Consider the following 21,416-nt stretch of genomic DNA (forward strand, 5'->3'; position numbering starts at 1 on the left):
GCTTTTCCTCTGCGAAACAAACGAGGGGCCGATCAATCGTAAACGATTTTACTTGCGCGTGATTGAAGCGGATACTCATCGGATGTCTCCCTCGCTGATGAATTCAGTCCATTCGGCGGCGCGCTTGCACAGCGGTCGTTTTCGCTACCAAATTGTCGATCAGCGCGCGGGCGAACGTCTCACTGGCGTCAACAGCTGTCCGGATCATATCAGGGCAGTGGTTGATGTGCCCCTCAGACGGCTAGGTGCTTGATCCTGGATTTTGATGGCTCGATCATCTCATGAGCCTGGCGATATCGCGTAGACCCCACCCGGCGCTGAGCATCGTCGCGGCGCAGCTATGGCGATCGGCATGATGCTCAATGCATTTCCGAATCTCTCGATTGCAGAGGCGATGAACTGGACGGAAAAGATCAGTGACAAAAAGTGGATCAATCAAGAGGTCAGACCGCTCAACTCTTCGTGCCACATTGATAAGATGCACTTATAACTTCATGTGCAACTTAGCGCCTAATCTTTGAAATGCGCGTCTGGTAGAACCGCTCACAGGCACTCCCGATACTACGATATGCCAGGGTGCATAGCACCACGACACCAAATGCGCGGAAAATCGAGCTTACGGCAAAGGTCCTTCGGATTGGTTCAACGGGAACGTCCGCGTCGATCCTTTATCTAGGTCCGTCACGGCGTTTGCGGAACCGTCGTGACTTTCGAGCTGGCTGCACGGACTGCCTAGCATATTCGATCCCTTTTATTTTCATCGAACAACACCAGGAGAAAATCATGCAACGCGACAGTTTAGAACAACGAATCCAGACACTCGAAGACAAGGTTGCCCTCAAAGCTCTCGTCGATGCATTCTCGAACCTTGCAGACCAGAAAGATCTAGCCACTCAGGCACTGCTGTTCACCGAAGACGCGGTCGTCGACACATATTTCGAAGGGCAGCTTTTCGCGTCGCTCAAGGGGCGCAAGGAGATTCAGGAAACTTTCACCAAATTCATGGCCAACTTCGAGACCTCCTATCACATAAATGGTCAACATACTGCTGAACTGGACGGAGATCGTGCGACGGCGATTCATTATTGCCTGGTTGTCCTCATCAATGCTGTGGACGGTAAAAAATCCAGGAATACCAATGGTGTGTTTTATAACGACGAGTACGTTCGTCAGGACGGTCAGTGGCTGATCTCGAAACGGACTTCATATTTTATGTGGCGCGACCACCAGGTGATCGGTCAGTCTTAGGCTAAACCACCCAACTGATCCAGTCTCGCTAAACGAATATGGGTGCGATCTGCATCCATATTCGCACATCATAAAATGATCGGGCCACGGCATAAGCTTTGCTGCACTGATGCCGCTTCCTTGCCACCTCCGCTCGAGGAACTCCTCTGTGTGGTTACAAAATACTACAATTCGGGGGAAGCTTTGCGACAGAGCTCTCCTATTTTCCGATGACACTAGCCGCCGATTACCGGATTTTCTCGGAAAGAGCTTTGGCACATGAACAGGGATGTTCGATCAAGGATGGCGCCTCCGGCGCGCTTTTCGCGGGTGCGAGGAGAACGATTTGATCTGGCTACTCGTTGGCAGAAAGCGATTGAATGAAACTGCTAAGCGCAATGATCTTGTGGGCCGGCCTCATCACATCGGCGCTGGGGCAACGCATCAACGCCGGCGATCGTCAGGCGTTTTCTACCAAACCCTTTACCATCCAGTCGGTCGCAAACTTTAATATGCCTTGGGCCATTGCATTTCTTCCAGATGGAGGAATGCTGATCACGGAGAAGCCGGGCAGTGTTTTCCTTGTCGCCCAGAGCGGCCGCAAAATGCTCCGCGCGCCTCACGCGGATTTCGTTTTACTGGGTGTTTGGACAGGAACCCTCGCGTGAAGAGCCAGTTTTCAAAGCGACATTCATGAGTAGAGCGCATAAGCTCATACCAAAAGCGCAATCTAATCAGCATAATATTTGAGTGTTAGACTGATGTTCCAGTTTGTTGAGCCGACCTAGTTGTCGGCGCCTGCCATCCGAGACGGAAGAAGGATAGCCTGAACTATGAAGACGCTTGGTTTTGCATGCACATCTGCTGATGTTCCTCTTGCACCCTTTTCATTTGAACGTCGCTCCCTTCGGCCGAACGATGTTGTGATGGAAATCCTTTATTGCGGTGTCTGTCACTCGGATCTCCACTGGGCACGCAACGATTGGAGCTGGACGGTCTTTCCCGCCATTCCCGGACATGAAATCGTTGGTCGTGTAATCCAGATCGGCGACGACGTCACTCGTTACAAGGTCGGTGACCACGTGGCGGTTGGCTGCATGGTCGATAGCTGCCAGCATTGCGACCAGTGCAGGAAGGGTGAAGAACAGCTTTGTCGGGAGGGAAACACGGGAACTTATGGTGGTTTTGACCGGTTCACCAAGGAGCACACTCTCGGCGGTTATGCCAAGCATCTGGTTGTTCGTGAAGAGTTCGCGCTTCGCATGCCGGATGGTTTGGACCTTGCGCGCGCAGCACCTCTGCTGTGTGCTGGGATCACCACTTATTCACCGCTCAAGACCTGGAATGTCGGTCCGGGCAGCCGTGTGGGTGTCATCGGTCTCGGCGGACTTGGCCATATGGCAGTGAAACTTGCCGCCGGCATGGGCGCCGATGTCACGGTCCTCAGCCGGACATCCGACAAGGCAGAGGATGCCCGTACCCTCGGTGCCAAGGCCTTGCTCGTGTCGACGGATGAAGGTGCCATGGCGAAAGCCGTCAACGGCTTCGACCTCATCATCGACACGGTGCCCGTCAAGCATGACCTCAATCCCTATATGCCGCTACTTGATGTTGATGGCACGCTGGTAATCGTTGGCCAGGTCGGTCCTCTTGCCGAGCCAAGCACGGTGCCGCTCATTCTCGGCCGTCGCCGGATCGCGGGTTCGCCGATTGGCGGCATACGGGAAACCCAGGAGATGCTCGATTTCTGCGCGGAAAAGAACATCCTTCCGGATTGCGAGATGATCCGCATGGACGAAATCAACCAGGCCTTCGAGCGGATGGAGAAGGCCGACGTGCGCTACCGCTTCGTGATCGATATGGCCTCGCTCGCCGTCGCCTGACCACCATATCGACCGGGGCAGACCCGGCAAAGATGGGATATATATAATGGATACGAAGGTCCTAAACCCAAACCTGGTTCTGAGCCGCCGCAATATGCTCGAAGTGACAGGCACGCTCGCGTTGGCGGGTGTGGGTTATGGGCTGAGCCGTCCGGGTATTGCGCAGGCGCAAACTGGTACGTCTTCCGCAGCTGAGCCCTTCACCAATAGCATCGGGATGCAATTCGTTCCCATCGCAGCCGGCACATTTCTGATGGGCTCACCCGAAGATGACAACGAGGCACGCGCTTTTGAAAAGCCGCAGCACCCAGTCATAATCAGCAAGCCTTTTCATTTCGGTCGATACGAGGTGACGCAGGCAGATTGGGAAGCTGTACTGGGCAGCAACCCTTATACTCGTGATCGCTCCAATCCCTACTACAATCTGCCGGGCATGCGAGAGCGGATTACCCGTCCTGATCATCCGGCGACCGTATCGTGGAACGATGCACAGGAATTCATCGCCCGATTGAACCAGATGGAAGGTGACGAGCGTTACCGTCTGCCGACCGAAGCGGAATGGGAATACGCAGCGCGAGCTGGCACTGGCACCCGCTATTCCTTCGGTAACGACAAGGCCGATCTCGACCGATATGCCTGGTTCGGCGAAGACTTCAACACCGGTGGTTCACATCCCGTCGGGCGGAAAGAGCCGAATCCATGGGGCCTTTGTGATATACATGGCAACGCTTGGGAGTGGGTGCGGGACTGGTTCGACCCGAACTACTACGCGCGCAGCCCGGCGGATGATCCGCAGGGACCGGAAACAGGTGCGCGACGCGTCGTGAGGGGCGGAAGTTGGCACGCGACGTCGACCAGTTGGCGCACCGCCTTTCGGCGTGACTACGAGCCAGACTACCGCGGCATCAGCATTGGGTTCCGACTTGTGAGGACGGTCGCGTAACCCTTCGCTTGTCTCAGTGCAGTTTTTGGCTGATGCAGGTTGGATTTTGAATGCACATCACGCTTGCTGGATCGAGAGCCGCTTTAGACAAACGCCTGATTTTGCAGATTTCATGAGCAGTCCCATTTTGACCTTTCTGGTCGTTGACTGGACCGAAAACATCGAATGCGGAGTCGTTGAGAAAGCGCTGGCACCTGATGGGATCTCAAGAGCGGCTTTTGGGGAAAGCTCGCTTGCATAAACTGAACCTTGATGGGCCATGTCGGTTCACAGATAATTATAGTGAACCAAAAAGGTTGGGTGTTATGGCTGCATTCACCGTGCGCGTTTCGGACGAAACGACCAGTAAGCCCGATCGTTCTCGCTCTTATATGGCCGCCCAGGCAATCGAGGATTACGTCACTCGTGAAGAATGGCAAATTGCCGAGATTGAGGCCGGGTTGGCTGAAGCCAATCGGGGCGACTTCGCCAGCGATGGCGACGTGGCGAAAGTCATCGGAAAATACATCAAGCCTGCTCGTCATTCACGAGCGGCAAATGCGTGCGCTGGACGATGAGGGCGCTCCGGCGGCTTGATGAGATCGGGGCACACATCCAGAAGGGTAATCCAGACGCTGCAGCGCAGGTAATCGCTCGGATCGTGTCGGCGGTAGATATACTTGCCGATTTCCCCGCAATGGGTCATGTTCGTCGCATCAATGCCGCGCGCGAGGTGGTGTTGGCAGATATACCATATATCGTTCCCTACCATGTTGGGCAGGACATAGAGATTCTCACGGTCATACATGCTCACCAGCGGTGGCCTTCAGTGCTTTAGGTTTCGTGCCCTATGGGCTACAAGCTAAAGCAGGCGATAGAGATAATGTCGCCGAGAGTGCCCATCCAACAGGAAAAAATTAAGACGCATTTCGAGCAGGGGACGCCGGCTGTAATTGTATCAAGGCGAGCGAGTGAACCTTACCACCGCTAATTTTCCAACATGGGTGTGAATGGTGCGCTCCAAAATGGCGAGCGGTCCACGGCGCTCTTATTGACTCCGACTTTCACTCAGCCGAAAAGAACTGTTGGCTGCACAGGGAGATAACTCATGGCTGACGAGAACAATACGGATTCCATTACCCAGACGGTAGAGACGGATGCATCGGCAAAGACGCCGGCCGCAAAGAAGCAGCGCGCGCCGCGGCGTCAAAAGGCTGTTGCCGAAGCGACGGTCGCCGCCTCGACTGCCGAGGCCGTGAAGGCGCCGAGGGGTCGCAGGAAGCATGGCGAACAAGCCGCTGAGACGACACCGGCACCGGTCGAAACGCCAGTCGTCAACCAGCGCAAGACGAGGGGCCCCAACAAGGGGGCCAAAAAAACCAGGGCGACAAATCAGACCGGGCAGGCGGCCAAGGCGTCCGTTCCGGCACTCGATGAGTTCGCGGATCTTGCTCAGCTTGAAGAAGAGAATAAGCGGCTTCGCAAAACCCTGGCAGATAAGCTGCGCACTGAAAATGCCGATCTACGCAAGCGACTTGGGCTTGCTTGATCGCCGAGCAACAATGGAGCGGTTGCGTGATCGCCCTCAGCCACTCCATTCTTGGTAGGAAAGACATTTCCGGGCTCGCGTCGCGAGCCCGGATTCATAGCTGCGGCAACGTCGTGGTGCGGTTTGCTCAAGGTTGAAGCACGATGAAATCACCATGGAAATTTCTTGCTCAATTGATGTCGCGGGGACGAGCCACAGAAACGCCAGCGACTTCGATTGAAAATGATGCCGAAACCCCGGCAATCGAAAGCGAAGCACAGAAAGCCTCGCCGCCTCCGTTAAACTCGACGGAAGCATCTGACAGGCCTGACCACGATCAAAGTCCATCTGCCGATCCCGATGCGACGCCGGCAATCTCGCCGCCAGGCGACGTTGAGCAGGTCCGGGCACCGATGCACGCTGAGGTCAGCCAGTCGAGTGCTGAGGTGCCTGCGTTGCCGCCGCAAAACGAGAAAAGCAAGCAGTCTCCGCGAACACCACGGACGAAGCAGCCTGCACGCGCCAAGAGCGCCCGCGCCGATGTGGCCGCGGAGAGCCCTAAACCGACAAGTAAGGTCCAAAGTGCGCAATCCCCGTCGCCGCGGGAAACCTTGCTCGATGATGCGGTCAGCCTTGATGAGGAAATCAGGCAACTGAGACGCCAATTGGCTCAAAAGCTGGATTTGCAGAACGCCCAGCTTAAGAAACTGCTTCAGCGCTTCGACGTATCGTGAGCTTGCCTGACAATCGCAAAGATCGGACACATATGAAAACACAGCAAAGAGCCTTCGTAGTCGAAATAAAATCGGCGCGCCGGCGGCCCAATGTGAAGAAAAATGCAATTTGGGGCAGCACAGATCTCAAGGCTCTTGTGCGTGAGGCGGAAGCTGAAGTGCCGCATCTGTTCGATCCAAACCCGGATTCAACGGCTCAGAGCCGAGATAGTGTGCTATTGCCGAATTCAGGGCCAGCAGTTCATCTCGAGGACAAGACCGAGACCATCGACGACAGAAAGTTTTCGGGTTCATTGGCCGAGGCGGAGCAAAGTTGTCTGCTTCAGCAAGTTGATGTTCCGGCACAGAGTCAGATGTCAGAACTGGAAGGGGGCCGTCCGGGGCGGGGATCTCCTAGAGTGTTACGACGTCGGCGTGACGCGGGCGCCGTTGCTCACACCCAGAGTGCGAAAGATCCAGCCATTGTACGATCAACCGCCGCTCAAGTCGAAGTGCCCTCCGATGACTTGATCACGCTTGAGGGAGAGAACCGACGGCTGAAGGCTTTGCTGGCAAGTCATCTGCGACAACAGAACATGCAGCTGCGAGAGATGCTTGAGCGATTGGGCGGTATTTGAGCTCTTTCGTAAATCGATCGTCCAGCGTGCATATCGACAGTTTGGTTCCTCAAGACCGCCGTTGGCGGCATTCGTTGGGTATTCTGTCAATTCACCCGCATGACGGAATTGGAAGCTCGAATCCACTCCGAGCGACCGATCGAATTGTCTGTCGAAATTGGACACGCGATAAACTTGCGATTGCCCACAGAGACGACCGAAGAACAAGACCACGCGTCCTAATCTCCTCGCGCCGCAAACGGCAGTGTGATCTTCGATATCGTCCTCAACTATAAGTCTTGGCCTGTTGATTCCACGCGGAACTGAGCCAGCGCAGTTCCGCGTGGAATCAACACCAGCCATTTAGTTTCTCAAACGACTCAGCCTGCCTGCACGCCAGGAGCAGAAAAACGTACCACAGCATCACTGGAATTCTGCTGGACGCCGAGATTGCCGCTAACAGGCCGATCGGAGATAAAGAAGTCATAGTCTTCGAGCGGAGAGACAAAAAAAGGTTCGCGACGGCCCATTTTAGTGTGATCGGCCACCAGCATTTTCTGCTCGCTGACTGCAAGCATAGCGCGCTTGGCCGCAGCGTCCCATTCTTCAGAGGCAGTGACGCCGAACGTACGGTCGACTGCGCACGCTCCCGTCACCATGATGTTCACCCGGAAATTCTTGATTGCCTCAATGGTTGTCGGCCCCCTGAAAAGCCGCTGAGCGTTATCCCACTCGCCACCAAGGATGATCAGACGGATATCCGTTCTTACGCTCAAGACAATTGCAACATCAAGGGACGGCGTGATGACAGTAAAACTTCCTGCCGGCAGGCGTTTGGCGACCTCTAGAACAGTTTGGCCAGCATCGAGAAAAATCGTGCTCCCGACGGCGATATGAGCAACCGCCTGCTCGCCGATTTGTTCCTTTGCTTCCTGGGCAATGCCACGGCGCATGTCTCGCCTCATGCTCGGAATATCGAGATTGACCGCGCCGCCGTGGGTCTTTTGGAGATAGCCCTCATCCGACAGCATTGTCAGATCCCTTCGGATCGTGTCGTCGGAGACACGAAAACGTTCGGCAAGATCGCTGACACGAACATGCCCGTCCTCGATCAAAATTGAAAGTATGGTTTGACGACGTTTTTCTATGATCATGCGGTTATCCTTACTTCCGATAGGCAAAAAACGCAAGCGAGACGCCGGAAACGGGCATATACGGTACTTTCAGCTCCAAAATGCTGACACTATGCGGTATTTATGCGGTTATTCGAGCTTGGCCTGGCAGCGAACTGCCTGGGCATTTGCAGTAAATCCTGCAGCGGTCGGCGGATCCAAGGCGATCGGTGTATTCAGGAAGGTTTTAGCAGCCGCGTACGGGAAGTGGATCGATGCGCCGGTTGCAGCTTGCGGCGACTATGCGGTGAATCAGGTGCTACTTTTGCGCGCGTTTGCGGGTGTCACCCAATGGAAGCGACAGTTGCACCATTCGTTCCCCGGGTGATCTCCAGGCGTCAATTGAGATCCACGCACCCGCAGCCCAGGTGCTCTGCGGGTCCTATATCTATACCTCGTGGCAATCGCCCAACCAACATGTCGACCATTCGTGTGACTCGGTTCAACTCTTCATTTGTTGGCGCCAACGTAAGTCACTAACAAAGACAAAGCATTCCGAACCGACGGAAACTCCGCATATCACGCACCGTTGTGCGGTTAAATGCGGCATATTGCGATTGACAAGACATAGAATCCGCGTTTAGATGCGGTTATGTAAACACTATACGCACGATGATGCGGTGTTTGCAGGGCCTCTCGGGAGGGGAGCCACCACTTTCATAATGCTTGGTATGTGCGCATGGGCGAAAGAACGCTCGTTGCCCGAACGGGTAGCGTGCTCGTTTTCGCGCTAGGTGCGACTGGGCCCGAATATGGATATTGCCGGCCAGCCGGCCAATGCAACGGGAGGAGAAACCCCATGAAAAGAATGTTTACTATCGCAATGGCGACCGCTTTGGTGTTTGGAGCATCACCTGTCTTCGCACAAGACAAGGGGCTCGTCGTGTTTTCCCAAGCCGGCATGGAAAACGAGTGGCGCGTCATGGACACGAAGGACATGGAGAAAGCATTCAAGGACGCCGGCTACGACTTCGTCTGGACCAATGCGAATTCTGACCCAGCCAAGCAGTTGTCAGACATTGAGGACCTGCTGGCCCGCAAGCCAGTCCTTTTGGTGGTTGCGCCGATCGAGTATGAACCACTCGCGCCGGTCCCGGACATGGCAAAGAAAGCCAACGTTCCGCTTATCGTCGTTGATCGCGCTTTGCCGGGTACTCCGGGTAAGGACAACTGGCTTGCGCTGCTAACCACGAGCTTTGTCGATACCGGAGAACGCGTGGGCAAAGATGCCGTTGAGGACATGATCAAGAAGAACGGTGCGCCGAAAGGAAAGCTTCTGCATGTCACCGGCAACAAAGGTGCCTCGCCGGTAATCGACGAACAGGCTGGCCTCGACAATGTCTTCAAGGCCAACCCAGATATCCAGTGGGCTGCGACCTGCGACGGTCTCTACTCTCGAGAACCCGGACGCAAGTGCACGGAGGACCTTCTTCAAGCGTTTTCGGCGGGAACTATTGATGGGATCGTTTTCGACAACGATGACGAGATGATCGGCGGTATCCAGGCCATCAAGGCTGCGGGGCGCACCGAGCTCCTTGGTCACTTATGGGGCAAGGACGGCACGGTCGATGCGCTGCGAGCAATGATCGACGGTGATGCAAAGTTCACTGTTCAGACGCCACCATTCTTCGGTGCCAATACCCTGAAGGTTTTCGAAGACTACAAGGCCGGCAAGCCGATTGAGCAGAAGGTCCAATACGTACCAAAAGAAACATTCGACAACGACACTCCTGACCACGTCAACCGCCTCAAGGCTCGCATTCAAGAGTTGAAGGCGATGGGCGTAGGCTGCTGCTAGTTCGCTCTCCCGACTAGACGCGCATAAGCCGGGGCCGCTCAAAAGACGGGCGGCTCCGGTCAACTTGGTGGAGATCGATAATGTATGTGATGGAACTGGATCAGGAGGCTCAAAGCGGGCCGTTGGTCGCCCGGCTGAACAGGGTAAGCAAAGCCTATCCGGGAGTGCAAGCACTCAAGAGTGTGGACTTCGATATCCATGCGGGCGAGGTACATTGCCTTGTTGGTGAGAACGGCGCGGGAAAATCCACTCTCATGCGCGTACTGGCGGGTGCGATCCAGCCCGACGCGGGAACAATCGAGATTGATGGCATCGTCGTGACGCTTGATCCGGCGTCTGCGATCGCGCAAGGCATCGGGATCGTTTATCAGGAACTCGACCTGATCCCCGCGATGACAGTTGCAGAGAACATTTTTCTTGGCCACGAGCCGGTTAACCGCCTCGGCATCGTGGATCGTGTCGAACTGCGCCGCCGCACCTTGTTGCTTCTCTCGACGCTGGAACTTGATGTCGATCCATCGATTGCGGTAGGCACGCTGCCGCCCGCCCAACAACAACTTGTACAGATTGCCAAAGCGCTCAGCTATCAGAGCCGAATTCTGATCCTCGACGAGCCAACCGCATCACTGACCAATGATGAGGTGGATCGGCTGTTCATTTTACTAAGGCGCCTTCGGGAAGACGGCCTAGGGCTCGTTTACATTTCGCATAGGCTCGAAGAAGTTCTGTCGCTTGGGGATCGCGTGACGATCTTCAGGGATGGGAGCCGTGTCACATCGGCCCTTGTAAGAGAGACAACGCGCCAGTTCATCATCCAGGCGATGGTAGGGCGGCCTTTAACTGAGCAATACGCGCGATCAACACATAGCCAATCGGGCGAAGCTATCGCCGTCGAACATCTTTCAAGAACCGGTGAATTTACGGATATTTCGTTTTCCGTGTCACGGGGCGAGGTCTTTGCTATCGCTGGCATCATAGGCGCCGGGCGCACGGAACTCCTCGAAACCATATTTGGGATACGGCGGCCCGACTCCGGCCATGTCAGACTGGCCGGTCGCACAGTTCGAGTAGCGTCGCCACGAGCCGCTACGCGATTGGGGATCGGGCTGGTGCCGGAGGAACGCCGGGCCAGCGGACTTGTTCTCGGCCGCTCGGTAACCGAGAACCTGATCTATCCGATTGTTGACAAGCTACGCGGGCGCTTCGGCTTCGACTGGGTCAGGGCGCGAGATGTCGCGACCCGACAGATCGACGAGCTTTCGATCAAAACCCCTTCTTGGAGCGCGCGCGCCGGTGGCCTTTCTGGAGGTAACCAGCAGAAAATCGTCATTGGCAAGTGGCTTGCCGCCGACGTGAAGGTTCTGCTTCTCGATGAGCCCACGCGCGGGGTGGACATTAACGCAAAAGCCGAAATCTATCGCTTGATCGACGAGCTTGCGAGATCCGGAGTTGCTGTTGTCGTCGTTTCCTCCGAGCTCCCCGAAGTTCTCGGAATTTCCGATCGCGTATTGGTTCTGGCCAAAGGGCAGCAGACGGCAATCCTGGAGACCTCGAATACGAACCAGATCGAGATCATGGACTACGCGGTATCATCGAATATTGTGTCCAACCAGCGCTCCGACGCGATGGCTGGCGCTTCGGCCCCGGTCGCTGTTGACGACCCACCCTGGAAACAGGGGTACGCCACACGCTTTCAGTCCTTGCGGCGCCTTCTTGGGGGGGCCGAGATTCTGGTCGTGCTAATCGCGCTGGCAGCAGCTGGGTCTTTGATGACGCCGGTATTTCTCACGCAAACGAACATACAGAACGTATTAAACCAAGCTTCTCTACTGGGCCTTCTTGCCTGCGGAGAATTCCTTGTCGTCCTCATTGGCGGTTTCGACCTCTCGATCGCGGCCATCCTCGCGCTTTCGTCGGTCATCTTTGCGCAACTTGCGCCAATTTCACTGCCTCTGGCTGTCGCCGCGCCAATAATCTCAGGGTTGGCGCTCGGAATGTTGAGCGGCTTGGCGGTGACATTCGGCCGGGTCGTTCCGCTGATTGCGACGCTGGGCGTGATGGGCATCGCGCGTGGGCTTGCGTTCGTCGTGGCGGAAAAGAGCGTGGCGGTGCCGGCGGCGCTTTTAGAGCCGGTAAAAGGCAGCATCTGGATCTTTAGTTTTCCAGTTCTCGTCTGGATTGCCGTATCGGCCATCCTTACCTGGATCTTGTCGCGAACGCGGTTCGGTCGCAATCTTTATGCTATCGGCGGCAACGAGCGCTCAGCTCGCCTCGCTGGCATTCCGGTTCAAACGCGAAAAATTGCCGTCTACGCTCTGTCCGGTATCCTCTCGGCCATAGGTGGGCTCGCCCTCGTGCTTCGCACATCATCTGGTGTGCCGCAAATCGGTAACGGTTGGGAGCTGGATGCAATTGCGGCGATTGTAATTGGCGGAACGCGGCTGTTCGGCGGTGAAGGCAGCCTCCCCAAAGCCATGGTGGGCGTGCTCATTTACCAAATGATTGCGAATGGCATGAACCTAGTGAGTCTTAACCCGTTCTATCAGGACATCGTGAAAGCGGCGGTCATCGTCCTTGTGGTTGGTGTCAGCGTCTCGCGTAGCCGGCAGTCGCAAGGAGGCCTGTCATGGCAGTAAGCGCGCGTGGTGTCATGACCGGGATGAGATCCCGGCAATTCTGGCAGGATAACGGTACCATTGCTGTGCTGGTACTGTTTGTCGTACTGGCCGCGATCCTGTCTGGAGGCATGTTTCTTCGTCCCTCCAATCTTGCGACCATATTGTACCAAGCGTCTATTGTCGGGGTGCTCGTTCTTGGCCAGTCCATTGTTGTCATCGCCGGGGGCGTCGATCTGTCTATCGTCGCTGTCCTGATTATCTCCGCGGTGATCATGGGAGGAGCCGGTTCTGAACAACAGGCGATGATGAGCTTGGGATCGTTGCCGTTCATCGGCTTCTATCCTGCCATCGTGGCCGGATTTGGCGTATCGATCGGCGCCGGCCTAATCAACGGGCTGATGGTGACGCGACTGCATATACCGGCATTTGTCACGACCCTGGCAACCTCCTTGCTGCTCGGTGGCATCATCCTGATTGTGACGGGCGGATCTCCGATCTACTATCCAGATCCATTTTTCGCCAGCTTCGGAGCAAGCCGCCCTATGGGAATTCCGGCGCCGGTCTTTGTGTTCATCGGCGTTGCAGCCACTACCTGGTGGATCCTCAACCGGACGAGTTTCGGAGCCAAACTGTATGCGATCGGCGGCAGCGAGCGAGCGGCCTTCTATTCGGGTCTCTCCGTCGCCAATGTCAAGCTGATCGCCCACACCATTTGTGGACTTGCAGGTGGTATTGCCGGCTTTTTGTTTCTCAGTCGGACGGGATACGTTTCCTATGCTTCGGGCAGCGACTTGCTAATGACAACGATCGCTGCCGTCGTGGTCGGGGGAGTTAGTCTCGCCGGTGGGCTCGGAGGCGTGAAGCACGCTGTATCAGGCGTGCTGATGTTGGCATCGCTCAGCAACTTCATGAATATCATGCTGATTTCGCCCTACATCCAAAATGCAGTGAACGGCGCGGTTATACTTGTGGCTGTTTCAATCTACAGTCACCTCAATCCCGAGAAACTGTGACTAGGACTTCATAGTGTGTATCAGATTATTGTAAAGAAGGGTGGATTGACATGCTCCTGGGGATTAATCCAATATTAAATGGGGAATTGCTGCAGGTTCTTTCGGACATGGGCCACGGGGATCGAATATTGCTCGCAGACGGCAATTTTCCCGCCAGTCGCTTTGCCAAGAGGCTGGTTCGCCACGACGGCCCTGTCCTGCCTCTTTTCAAGGCGATCCTTGACGTCTTTCCACTTGACGATTTCGGGCCGAGCCCTGTGCAATTGACGGCTTTTGATGACGGTACGGCGCCACCGTTGCTTCCGGACGTTCGGTCGGCAGTCGATAAAGTACTCGACCAACAAATCGAGATCACCTGTGTTGACCGCTTTGCATTCGTCGGTCTTGTTGAGAGCGCCTTTGCGATTGTTTCGACGGTCGAGCCGTCGCTGTACGCCAACATTCTGCTGACGAAGGGCGTTATCCGAGCAAAACGCTCGCCCGCCGCGAATGGGCCTTGATGAGCTCCGACTCGGATTTGGTAGTGCATCCACTCATAAGGGCTCTCTCGCAAACTTATGGGGGCCGCGAAAACAGCTATCGCCGGACACGATCATCCAGCGAGCTACTGAAATGCCGATTGGCCACTGGCTGGAAGCTGGTGTTTACGGCTAATGTCCACCACTTCAATTTCATCCAATATTGCTGACACGGACTGGAAGGATTTCAACGCAGTCGTCGGGCGGGTCAGCTTCTTGATAAATCGGTGGTCTTGTTCAATGATGTCGTCGAGGTATTTGACCCGCAGGATCTCGATCAATCAGAACCATGCCTGCACTGGCAGCCGCGACGTTCATGTTTTTCAGGCCTATCAAATTCGCATCCCGCTGGTCTTCGCCGACATACGGTACAAAACCCTTCATTGCTCAAGGGGATACTCAGGCAGGTAGTTCGTCACACTCTGGAAGTATCCAGTGTCCGTTTCACTGGGCGCGTCGTGCAGAGCATGCAGAACGATGCCGTTCACCATCAGTTTTGGATAGATGGCACGCACTTTGGGATCGTGACCGGGAATTACGAAGTCAGGCCCCGATACAAGCGACATGATTTTCCTATACGAAGCGATCATCGAGGCGACGTCGAGCGTGATCGGGTGAGGTTTCACATTATATGCGTTCGGGAAATAGTGAGTTGCGTCCGATGCGAGGAGCACAGGCCCGCGCGGCGTTTTGACCCGCACCCCTTGTAGTCCGGCGGTATGGCCTGGCAGCTTATGGAGCGTGACCCCTGGAAACAAACTGTCGTCGCCATCATGGAACGCGAGTTGTTTGGCGAAATTCTTGCGCATCACGTTGAGCACATGATCGAGCTCGTAGGGGAAACGCAGGTGATCTTCGCACATGCATCGGCTGGCAACGAAGGCAACTTCCGAATCCTGGACATGAACAGTGGCGTTCGGAAATCTTTCTATGTTGCCTGCGTGATCGCAATGGAGGTGAGTAATAACCACATCGGTCACCGCGTCGCACCGCACTCCGATCTGTTCCAGCGCGTCGACCGGGTCATGCGTGAGCTTGCGATTTCGCCTTGCCGCCGAAGCGGGATCGAAGCCCAGGTCGACAATGAAGCGCCGATGCCCATTCTCGACAATCCAGATGCTGTAGTCGATCGGCATCGGTCCGTTGTGAAGATCCTGGGGCATCAGGAAAGCGTCGTGCACGCGCCGGCTACCATTATGGGCATAGCACAAGGAGTAGACGAAATATTCGTCTTCCGCGAGCGCCGCCGTATCAAGCAATCCTTGCAACCTCTTCATGCTTATCTTCCGATACCGAACATGGTTTCGCCTCGCCAGTCGATTGTTGCGGCTCAGCCTTGGGACGGCCCGTAGGTGATCTTTTTATAGTCGATACCCTGGTAGCTTTCGGCACCCTTTGGATCATTGTTGATCCAGAAGATAAAAGCTTCCCGGGAGAAAGTCAGCGAAGTCGGGAAGGCAGCCGTTGCGCCGTCCCAGACGATCTTCCACAAAGAGGGATCGAACTTCTGGAAAAACTGCTCCTTCAACGCACGTCCAGTTTCGACGTGGTCTTCATTGATCGCCTTCAACGCGTCTGCCAGAGATGCACGAAAGGCCTCAACCGTTGCGGGATCCTTTTCAATCACATCCGGCCGCGTCACAGCGAGCGCAACGATTGACCTATCCGAGCCTGGTATGTCGCCACGGGCGCCCGAAAACCAGACGCTCCCGGCATCGAGGGATAAGGCCTGCTCGGCCACGCCGCTGGCCGTGGCGATTGCGTCGAAGCGACCCTGCTCAAGCCCGGTAATCAGAGCGCTGGCATCTGCGATCCCCACGAGCTTTACATCATTGTCCGGATCGAGGCCGTATTCCTTGAGGTAGGCGCGCAGCATCTGCGTGTAGGTCGCTCCGGTTGGATTGGTACCGATGGTGAGGCCCTTCAGCGCTTTTATCCGTTCACCGATCGGTTTATTGCGCGCGAAATCGATCTTCTTCAGGGCGTCTTTTCCAACGACCGTGACCAACTGATTGTTGGCGACGGCGCCGACGATGGTGAGATTGGCGCCAGCACGAATGGCTTGGAGAACGGTAAGCGTTCCAGCTACGGCAAAATCGGCATTTCCGGAAAGTACTGCATCGATGATCAACGAACTGTTGGTGCCCGCCTGTGGGTTTTCGATGATCAGGCCATGGGCCTTGTCATACTGACGTGCAATCACCGTCAGTGGCACCGCCGTGGTCAAAGAAGGGGCGGCAGTCATGACTTTAATCGGTTTGGGTGGCGTCGCTGTTTGGGCGTCGACACCGCTTGTCGAAATTAGACCGGCCACAAAAATAAATGCGACCATCTTGAAATGATACATCATATCCCCCCCACTTCTCCGTAGGAGTCAGCTTTTCGCGACCCCGCCCTCACGTGGCTTATCCGATCAGATACGACAACGATTTTGATCGTTTCAAAGCTCACAGCCCGACCGCAGTCGCCCTCCAACGGCTACGTAGCGTTGCATCTCGCTCACCAAATAATTGCTCTTCACAGCCGCTCGAGTCAAATGAATTATATCATTTAGTTTATATTGGATTTTGGCCGAATCGAGCAGCGGGACAGACGAGCCGCAAGCTGTGGAGCTTCATGTCGGCGGCTGTAAGGTCTCGGAGGGAAAATGGGCTAAGAGAACGTGGCAGAGGTGATGAAATCCTCCGTTGTGTTCAGCGGGAGCCGAACTGATGCTTTCCGTGAGCGCGGATTGCCTGCAGGCCATGATTGTCGACGTCGTTGAAATGAAGTCATCTGATGAGTCAGGTTGGCGCGACCGCGGGCTTGGTCACGCGGTTCGTCACCGTGGCGCTTTCAGAACAATTGCGGTGATCTTTGACCAGAGACAGGTTTCGATGCCGCCAACCGCGAAATATGTTCGGACATATTGTAAACACGATTGACAATATTCCGTACATGTATCAGGCTTCAATGGGCGAAATAGACTATAAGGCTGTCTTGAGATGAGGAAAATCGTGATGGCCGCAAATGAGTTTCTACGCCGAGGGGTTTCATCATCCCTTACCAAAGATGAAGTATATTATTGCGTTTCCCTACAGAAATGTCGGATATACGAGGGTTTTGATCCGCGGCTATACGATTATATAGTGCTGTGACCAAAGTAATCTATCACTTCACGTGTCTTTTGGCGTGGGGGATTTTCCAGAGCGGAGGGATTTGCCATGCGAATTTCAAGTGTTTTTGCATGCCTCGCTAGTATGCCTGTTACTCACCCCGCGGTGCTGCCCAAAACTACGGCCCAAGAAATTCCTCCGGGGGTAACGTGTGGTCACGATTTGAGACTATCTTCAGCCGACGTGGAAAAAAGGCGCGCATCGTCGCCGATGGGGAGTGGCACGATTCAATCATAAGTTACGCCTGCTAAAGCGCGCTCCCAGACATGGTTTATCAATCTGGATAAAACCGAGCGATCGCAGCGGCTCCGCTTGTGTGCTTTCGATTAGGTGCGCAGAATAGCGGCAATCAGCGTCCAACAAAAAGCCAGGGTTGGCAGCGCTGATGGGCGAGTTCGAATTTCGAGATATGTTCGATCTCAGTATTGAGAATGACGTCCATCTCGTCCCAGCCGTTAGCGTATGCTTGCAGGGCAGAATCAGACAATTCAAACCGCAACACATCACCGCCGTCGACCTCAAGACGCCGCCGCTGCAAGTCGATGTCAAAGAGCCCGCCGGCTTGCGCATATTCCGTCAACGTCGCCAAGGTGGCTCTGTCGGTCCGAATTAACAGCATCCCGTTCTTGGGTGCATTTCCAGCAAAAATGTCGCCAAAGTCGGTGCCGATAATGACACGGATGCCATAGTCAACGAGAGCCCAGACGGCCTGTTCCCGCGATGATCCGCAGCCGAATCCGGGGCCTGCGATTATAACCTTGGCATCCCGAAAGCCCTCCCGGTTAAGAGGGAAATCCGGAATAACTGTGCCATCAGGGTGAAACCGACGGTCGTGAAACAGACATTTATCCATGTCGACGCGATCGATTTTTAGTAGGTATCGCGCGGGAAAGATTATGTCGGTATCAATGTTGGCATCTGGCAGCGAAATCGCGCGCGAATGAACGTGGACGAGCGGTTCATTCATCCTTAAATTCCTTTAGCTTGCGCGGATCGGTCAGGCGGCCGGTGATAGCAGCGGCGGCGGCTAAAGCCGGCGAAACCAAGTGCGTTCGCCCGCCGCGCCCCTGCCGACCCTCAAAATTTCGATTGGAGGTTGAGGCACAGCGCTGGCCCGGTCCAATACTGTCGCCATTCATGGCGACACACATCGAACAGCCAGCCTCGCGCCATTCAAAACCTGCATTGATGAAGATCTTGTCCAATCCCGCCTGTTCGGCCGCACGCTTAACCGTCCCTGATCCCGGAACCACGATCGCGCGGACGCCCTCATGGACGTGACGACCTTCAAGGATCTGAGCTGCTGTCGCCAGATCTTCCAACCGACCATTGGTACAGGATCCAATGAACACGACGTCAATCGGCGTTCCCTCCAGCTTCTGGCCGGCGGAGAGCCCCATGTAGTCTAATGCCCGCGTCATTCGTGACCTTGCGGGCTCGCATACCGCATTGGGGTCCGGGACATTTCCATTGATCGCGATTGTCTCTTCCGGTGATGTTCCCCACGTTATGTGTGGTGCGATCTCGCTCACATCCAACTCAACGACGCGATCGTACCTAGCTCCCTCGTCACTGGCCAGCGTGCGCCAATACTCCACTGCTTGCATCCACATCTTGCCTGCGGGCGCCATCGGACGGCTTTCGATCCAACCGAAGGTTGTTTGATCCGGAGAAACCAGCGCGATGCGGGCGCCAGCCTCGATCGCCATATTGCACAGCGTCATCCGCGCCTCCATCGATAGACGCCTGATTGTATCTCCGGTGTATTCGATTGCGTAACCGGCTGCACCATTGGCACCCAGCATTCCAATGAGCGCAAGCGCGATATCCTTTGCTGATACGCCAGTTCCCAGCTCGCCGATCAGGCGCACTTCCATGGTCCACGCTTTTTGTTGAATGAGAACCTGGGTCGCCAGGACAATCCCGCATTCAGACGCACCAATTCCAAACGCCAGTGCGCCAAATGCTCCGTGGGTCGAGGTATGGCTGTCACCGCATACAAGGGTTATACCTGGCAGGGTGAAGCCCTGTTCCGGGCCTACGACATGGACAATGCCTTGTCGGATATCATCCAACGGAATGTAAGGAATGTTATGCCGTGTTACATTCTCGGTGAGCCGGTCGGTCTGAGCTCGCGCCTGGGGATCCGCCATGACCTGGTCGCGATGCTGCGTGGGAACCGCGTGGTCGGGGGTGGCAAGATTTGCTAACGGCCGGCGAGGATGTATCTGCCGCTCTTCCAAAGCGATAAAGGATTGGGGCGTCGAAACCTCGTGCAAAAGATGCCGGTCAATATACAGGAGCGTCTTGCCGTCTTCGCGCTCACGTACGACATGGCTGTTCCAGAGCTTCTCGTACAACGTTTGCGGCAACGTCGCGCTGGACACTGCGGTCATTGCTCTGCCCATTGTTTTTCGAACGCCCAAATATCTTCGAAACCCATCAGCGTATTCATCTTCGCAAAGGAATAGAGGTCGACGTCCGATGACGTGTGACCGTTTTTCAAAAGGTCGCGATAGGCAACTTCCAGTGAGCGAGCGACCGCGAGGAATCCGAGTGCCGGATGGATGGCGATCGAATAGCCAAGCTCTGCCAAACGGTCGGCTGGCAACAGCGGGGTAAGCCCACCATTCACGATATTTGCCAAAAGCGGCGCCTTGATCTCATTCGCCGCGAACTTCATCTCTTCTTCTGTTTCGGGCGACTCAACAAAAACGACATCTGCTCCGGCGTTGGCGTAGGCTTGGCCACGTTTGACGGCCTCATCAATTCCGAGCGATGATCGACTGTCTGTACGGGCAATGATTAGTAGATCGTCGGATTTGCGCGACTTTGTTGCCACCTCAATTTTACGCTGCATATCCGATGTGGGAATTACCCGCCGAAAAGGAGTGTGCCCGCATTTTTTTGGGAATTCCTGATCTTCCAGTTGGATCGCGCAGACCCCTGCGTTTTCGTATCCAATCACCGTTTCGCGCACATTCAGAAGGCCACCATAGCCGGTGTCTGCGTCAGCGATGACCGGTGTGTTTGTACGTTTGCAGATCTGACCAATACGCTCCACCATATCGCGGTAGGTCGCGACGCCGGCATCCGGGATGCCGAGATAGGATGCGACAGTGCCGTAGCCTGTTACATACAGCGCGCGAAATCCCATACTATCAGCCATCAAAGCTGAGATCATGTCAAAGACGCCCGGTGCGACAACAAACTCCTTGTTTGCCAGCGCTTGCTTTAGTTCGGGAGTGGCCATCTATATTCCATTCTTGCAAGGTCTGAGAAATCTCTAGCGGCTTCTCGTTTAAAGGGTGAATGCGCACTCTGCGCGCCCGGATATCAATGTCCCGACATACATCGGAGCGGGGAATTCCTTGTGCGTCGTAAGAGGCAACGAGCCCATTTTACGCGATCTCGTTGAAGCGGCCGTAGCGGCCGTCGCAGTAAAGTAGCGGATCGCCGCTGCGGCTGCCGGTAGCGTGCAAAACATTGGCCACGAAGATCGTATGCGTTCCATACTCGACCGCCGTACCGACGGCACAAAAGAGTGTCGCCTGTGTTTCTTCCAGCCATGGCAATCCATCGGTGATGTCGCCGGTTCCAGAAAGCTGTTGCCAATTGCCGTGAGTAAAGCGCTCTGCACTGGCTGCACTTGCGATGGCAACGCCTATTCCGTGGCTTGCCGATGGCATGATCCCGAGCGAGAAAGCGCCTTTCGCCTTGAGTGCCTCATAAGCCGATGCGGATCGGTTAACGCAAACCAGTAACGAAGGCGGATCCATCGAAACGGAGGTTGTGGCGGTCGCCAGCATCGAATGGCGACTACCCTCGTATTCCGTCGCGACCAAGGCAACAGCCGCGCCGAAGCTCCTCCACAGATTGCGAAATACGGCCGCATCGGCTGCAACAACCTCGGCCCCAACTCCATTCGTCATGTCGGACATCATTCCCCCACAAGGTTTATCCCGGCCCGGCCGGATGAACCGGGCTACCACCTATCGATGTGGCGCCCGAGTGCTTAGCAACGACGATTGCCGACCCTTGGCGGCGAGCGTCAAATGTTAGCTCATTTTCTGTACTTATTTACTAAATGTCCGTACATTACAAGAAGCTTTTTTCAAAAAAATCGATTGCAGTCGTTGTTGAATATGAGATCGGGTGTTTTTGTCAGCACAACACGACAGCCACTGCCCAAAGGCGTGGGAAACGCTGTTTATCCAAGTTGAAACACTGATGTGTTGCGACCTTGAGGGCG

21 protein-coding genes are annotated in these 21,416 nt (G+C 55.3%); 13 read left to right on the forward strand and 8 right to left on the reverse strand.

Annotation, left to right across the window (positions count from 1 at the left end; genetic code table 11):
- The first annotated feature begins 783 nt into the window (after positions 1-783).
- The 9 genes from AC1RO0_RS22695 to AC1RO0_RS22735 all read left to right on the forward strand — a co-directional run bounded on the left by AC1RO0_RS22695 (position 784) and on the right by AC1RO0_RS22735 (position 6,911).
- Positions 784-1,248, forward strand: coding sequence for a nuclear transport factor 2 family protein (locus AC1RO0_RS22695; protein ID WP_047639364.1), 465 nt, complete (start codon positions 784-786; stop codon positions 1,246-1,248).
- Positions 1,249-1,607: 359 nt separating this feature from the next.
- Positions 1,608-1,895 carry a PQQ-dependent sugar dehydrogenase gene (locus AC1RO0_RS22700; RefSeq protein WP_047639363.1) on the forward strand — a complete coding sequence of 96 codons (288 nt, stop codon included), beginning with the start codon at positions 1,608-1,610 and terminating at the stop codon, positions 1,893-1,895.
- Between the two features lie 165 nt (positions 1,896-2,060).
- Positions 2,061-3,110 (forward strand): NAD(P)-dependent alcohol dehydrogenase, encoded by a 1,050-nt coding sequence (locus AC1RO0_RS22705; protein WP_047639362.1) that lies wholly within the window; start codon positions 2,061-2,063, stop codon positions 3,108-3,110.
- A 46-nt stretch (positions 3,111-3,156) separates the two neighbouring features.
- Positions 3,157-4,053: a formylglycine-generating enzyme family protein gene (locus AC1RO0_RS22710; RefSeq protein WP_047639361.1), complete on the forward strand. Its 897-nt coding sequence runs from the start codon at positions 3,157-3,159 to the stop codon at positions 4,051-4,053.
- 305 nt (positions 4,054-4,358) lie between these two features.
- Positions 4,359-4,610: a CopG family ribbon-helix-helix protein gene (locus tag AC1RO0_RS22715; protein WP_047639360.1), complete on the forward strand. Its 252-nt coding sequence runs from the start codon at positions 4,359-4,361 to the stop codon at positions 4,608-4,610.
- The gene (locus tag AC1RO0_RS22720) at positions 4,607-4,870 is read left to right on the forward strand and encodes a type II toxin-antitoxin system RelE/ParE family toxin (protein ID WP_047639359.1); all 264 of its coding nucleotides are present in this window, start codon (positions 4,607-4,609) and stop codon (positions 4,868-4,870) included. Before AC1RO0_RS22715 ends, AC1RO0_RS22720 begins: the two co-directional genes overlap by 4 nt.
- 270 nt (positions 4,871-5,140) lie before the next feature.
- Complete coding sequence (locus AC1RO0_RS22725; protein ID WP_047639358.1) at positions 5,141-5,581, forward strand: SyrB-like regulator; 441 nt, start codon at positions 5,141-5,143, stop codon at positions 5,579-5,581.
- 143 nt (positions 5,582-5,724) lie between these two features.
- Positions 5,725-6,294: a hypothetical protein gene (locus AC1RO0_RS22730; RefSeq protein ID WP_498595013.1), complete on the forward strand. Its 570-nt coding sequence runs from the start codon at positions 5,725-5,727 to the stop codon at positions 6,292-6,294.
- A 32-nt stretch (positions 6,295-6,326) separates the two neighbouring features.
- Entirely contained in the window at positions 6,327-6,911 is a 585-nt protein-coding gene (locus tag AC1RO0_RS22735) for a hypothetical protein (protein WP_498595014.1), read from the forward strand.
- Positions 6,912-7,270: 359 nt separating this feature from the next.
- Here the strand turns inward: AC1RO0_RS22735 and AC1RO0_RS22740 are convergent, their stop codons facing one another.
- Complete coding sequence (locus AC1RO0_RS22740; protein WP_052224235.1) at positions 7,271-8,044, reverse strand: DeoR/GlpR family DNA-binding transcription regulator; 774 nt, start codon at positions 8,042-8,044, stop codon at positions 7,271-7,273.
- Positions 8,045-8,861: 817 nt separating this feature from the next.
- On the opposite strand from AC1RO0_RS22740, the gene AC1RO0_RS22745 reads away from it, so the two are divergent.
- The 4 genes from AC1RO0_RS22745 (at position 8,862) to AC1RO0_RS22760 (ending at position 13,991) form a co-directional block, all read left to right on the forward strand.
- Positions 8,862-9,860 carry an ABC transporter substrate-binding protein gene (locus tag AC1RO0_RS22745; RefSeq protein WP_498595015.1) on the forward strand — a complete coding sequence of 333 codons (999 nt, stop codon included), beginning with the start codon at positions 8,862-8,864 and terminating at the stop codon, positions 9,858-9,860.
- Positions 9,861-9,940: 80 nt separating this feature from the next.
- A complete protein-coding gene (locus AC1RO0_RS22750) occupies positions 9,941-12,496 on the forward strand; it encodes an ATP-binding cassette domain-containing protein (protein WP_498595016.1) in 2,556 nt (851 codons plus the stop codon).
- Complete coding sequence (locus AC1RO0_RS22755) at positions 12,487-13,491, forward strand: ABC transporter permease (RefSeq protein WP_498595017.1); 1,005 nt, start codon at positions 12,487-12,489, stop codon at positions 13,489-13,491. Before AC1RO0_RS22750 ends, AC1RO0_RS22755 begins: the two co-directional genes overlap by 10 nt.
- Positions 13,492-13,541: 50 nt before the next feature.
- Positions 13,542-13,991 (forward strand): RbsD/FucU domain-containing protein, encoded by a 450-nt coding sequence (locus tag AC1RO0_RS22760; protein WP_047639352.1) that lies wholly within the window; start codon positions 13,542-13,544, stop codon positions 13,989-13,991.
- A 104-nt stretch (positions 13,992-14,095) separates the two neighbouring features.
- On the opposite strand, the gene AC1RO0_RS22765 is transcribed toward AC1RO0_RS22760, so the two are convergent.
- The 7 genes from AC1RO0_RS22765 to AC1RO0_RS22795 form a co-directional block, all read right to left on the reverse strand.
- Positions 14,096-14,290, reverse strand: coding sequence for a DDE-type integrase/transposase/recombinase (locus AC1RO0_RS22765; RefSeq protein WP_047639351.1), 195 nt, complete (start codon positions 14,288-14,290; stop codon positions 14,096-14,098).
- A gap of 99 nt (positions 14,291-14,389) precedes the next feature.
- The gene (locus AC1RO0_RS22770; protein WP_052224233.1) at positions 14,390-15,286 is read right to left on the reverse strand and encodes an N-acyl homoserine lactonase family protein; all 897 of its coding nucleotides are present in this window, start codon (positions 15,284-15,286) and stop codon (positions 14,390-14,392) included.
- 53 nt (positions 15,287-15,339) lie between these two features.
- Positions 15,340-16,356: an ABC transporter substrate-binding protein gene (locus tag AC1RO0_RS22775; protein WP_197070340.1), complete on the reverse strand. Its 1,017-nt coding sequence runs from the start codon at positions 16,354-16,356 to the stop codon at positions 15,340-15,342.
- Positions 16,357-17,513: 1,157 nt separating this feature from the next.
- Entirely contained in the window at positions 17,514-18,131 is a 618-nt protein-coding gene (gene leuD, locus AC1RO0_RS22780; protein WP_052224232.1) for a 3-isopropylmalate dehydratase small subunit, read from the reverse strand.
- Entirely contained in the window at positions 18,124-19,560 is a 1,437-nt protein-coding gene (gene leuC / locus AC1RO0_RS22785; protein WP_498595018.1) for a 3-isopropylmalate dehydratase large subunit, read from the reverse strand. Before leuC ends, leuD begins: the two co-directional genes overlap by 8 nt.
- Positions 19,557-20,417 carry an isocitrate lyase/PEP mutase family protein gene (locus AC1RO0_RS22790; RefSeq protein ID WP_498595019.1) on the reverse strand — a complete coding sequence of 287 codons (861 nt, stop codon included), beginning with the start codon at positions 20,415-20,417 and terminating at the stop codon, positions 19,557-19,559. Before AC1RO0_RS22790 ends, leuC begins: the two co-directional genes overlap by 4 nt.
- A gap of 148 nt (positions 20,418-20,565) precedes the next feature.
- Complete coding sequence (locus tag AC1RO0_RS22795; protein ID WP_498595020.1) at positions 20,566-21,105, reverse strand: flavin reductase family protein; 540 nt, start codon at positions 21,103-21,105, stop codon at positions 20,566-20,568.
- Positions 21,106-21,416: the final 311 nt, after the last annotated feature.

Source organism: Rhizobium sp. GW821-FHT14E12 (genome assembly GCF_058803745.1).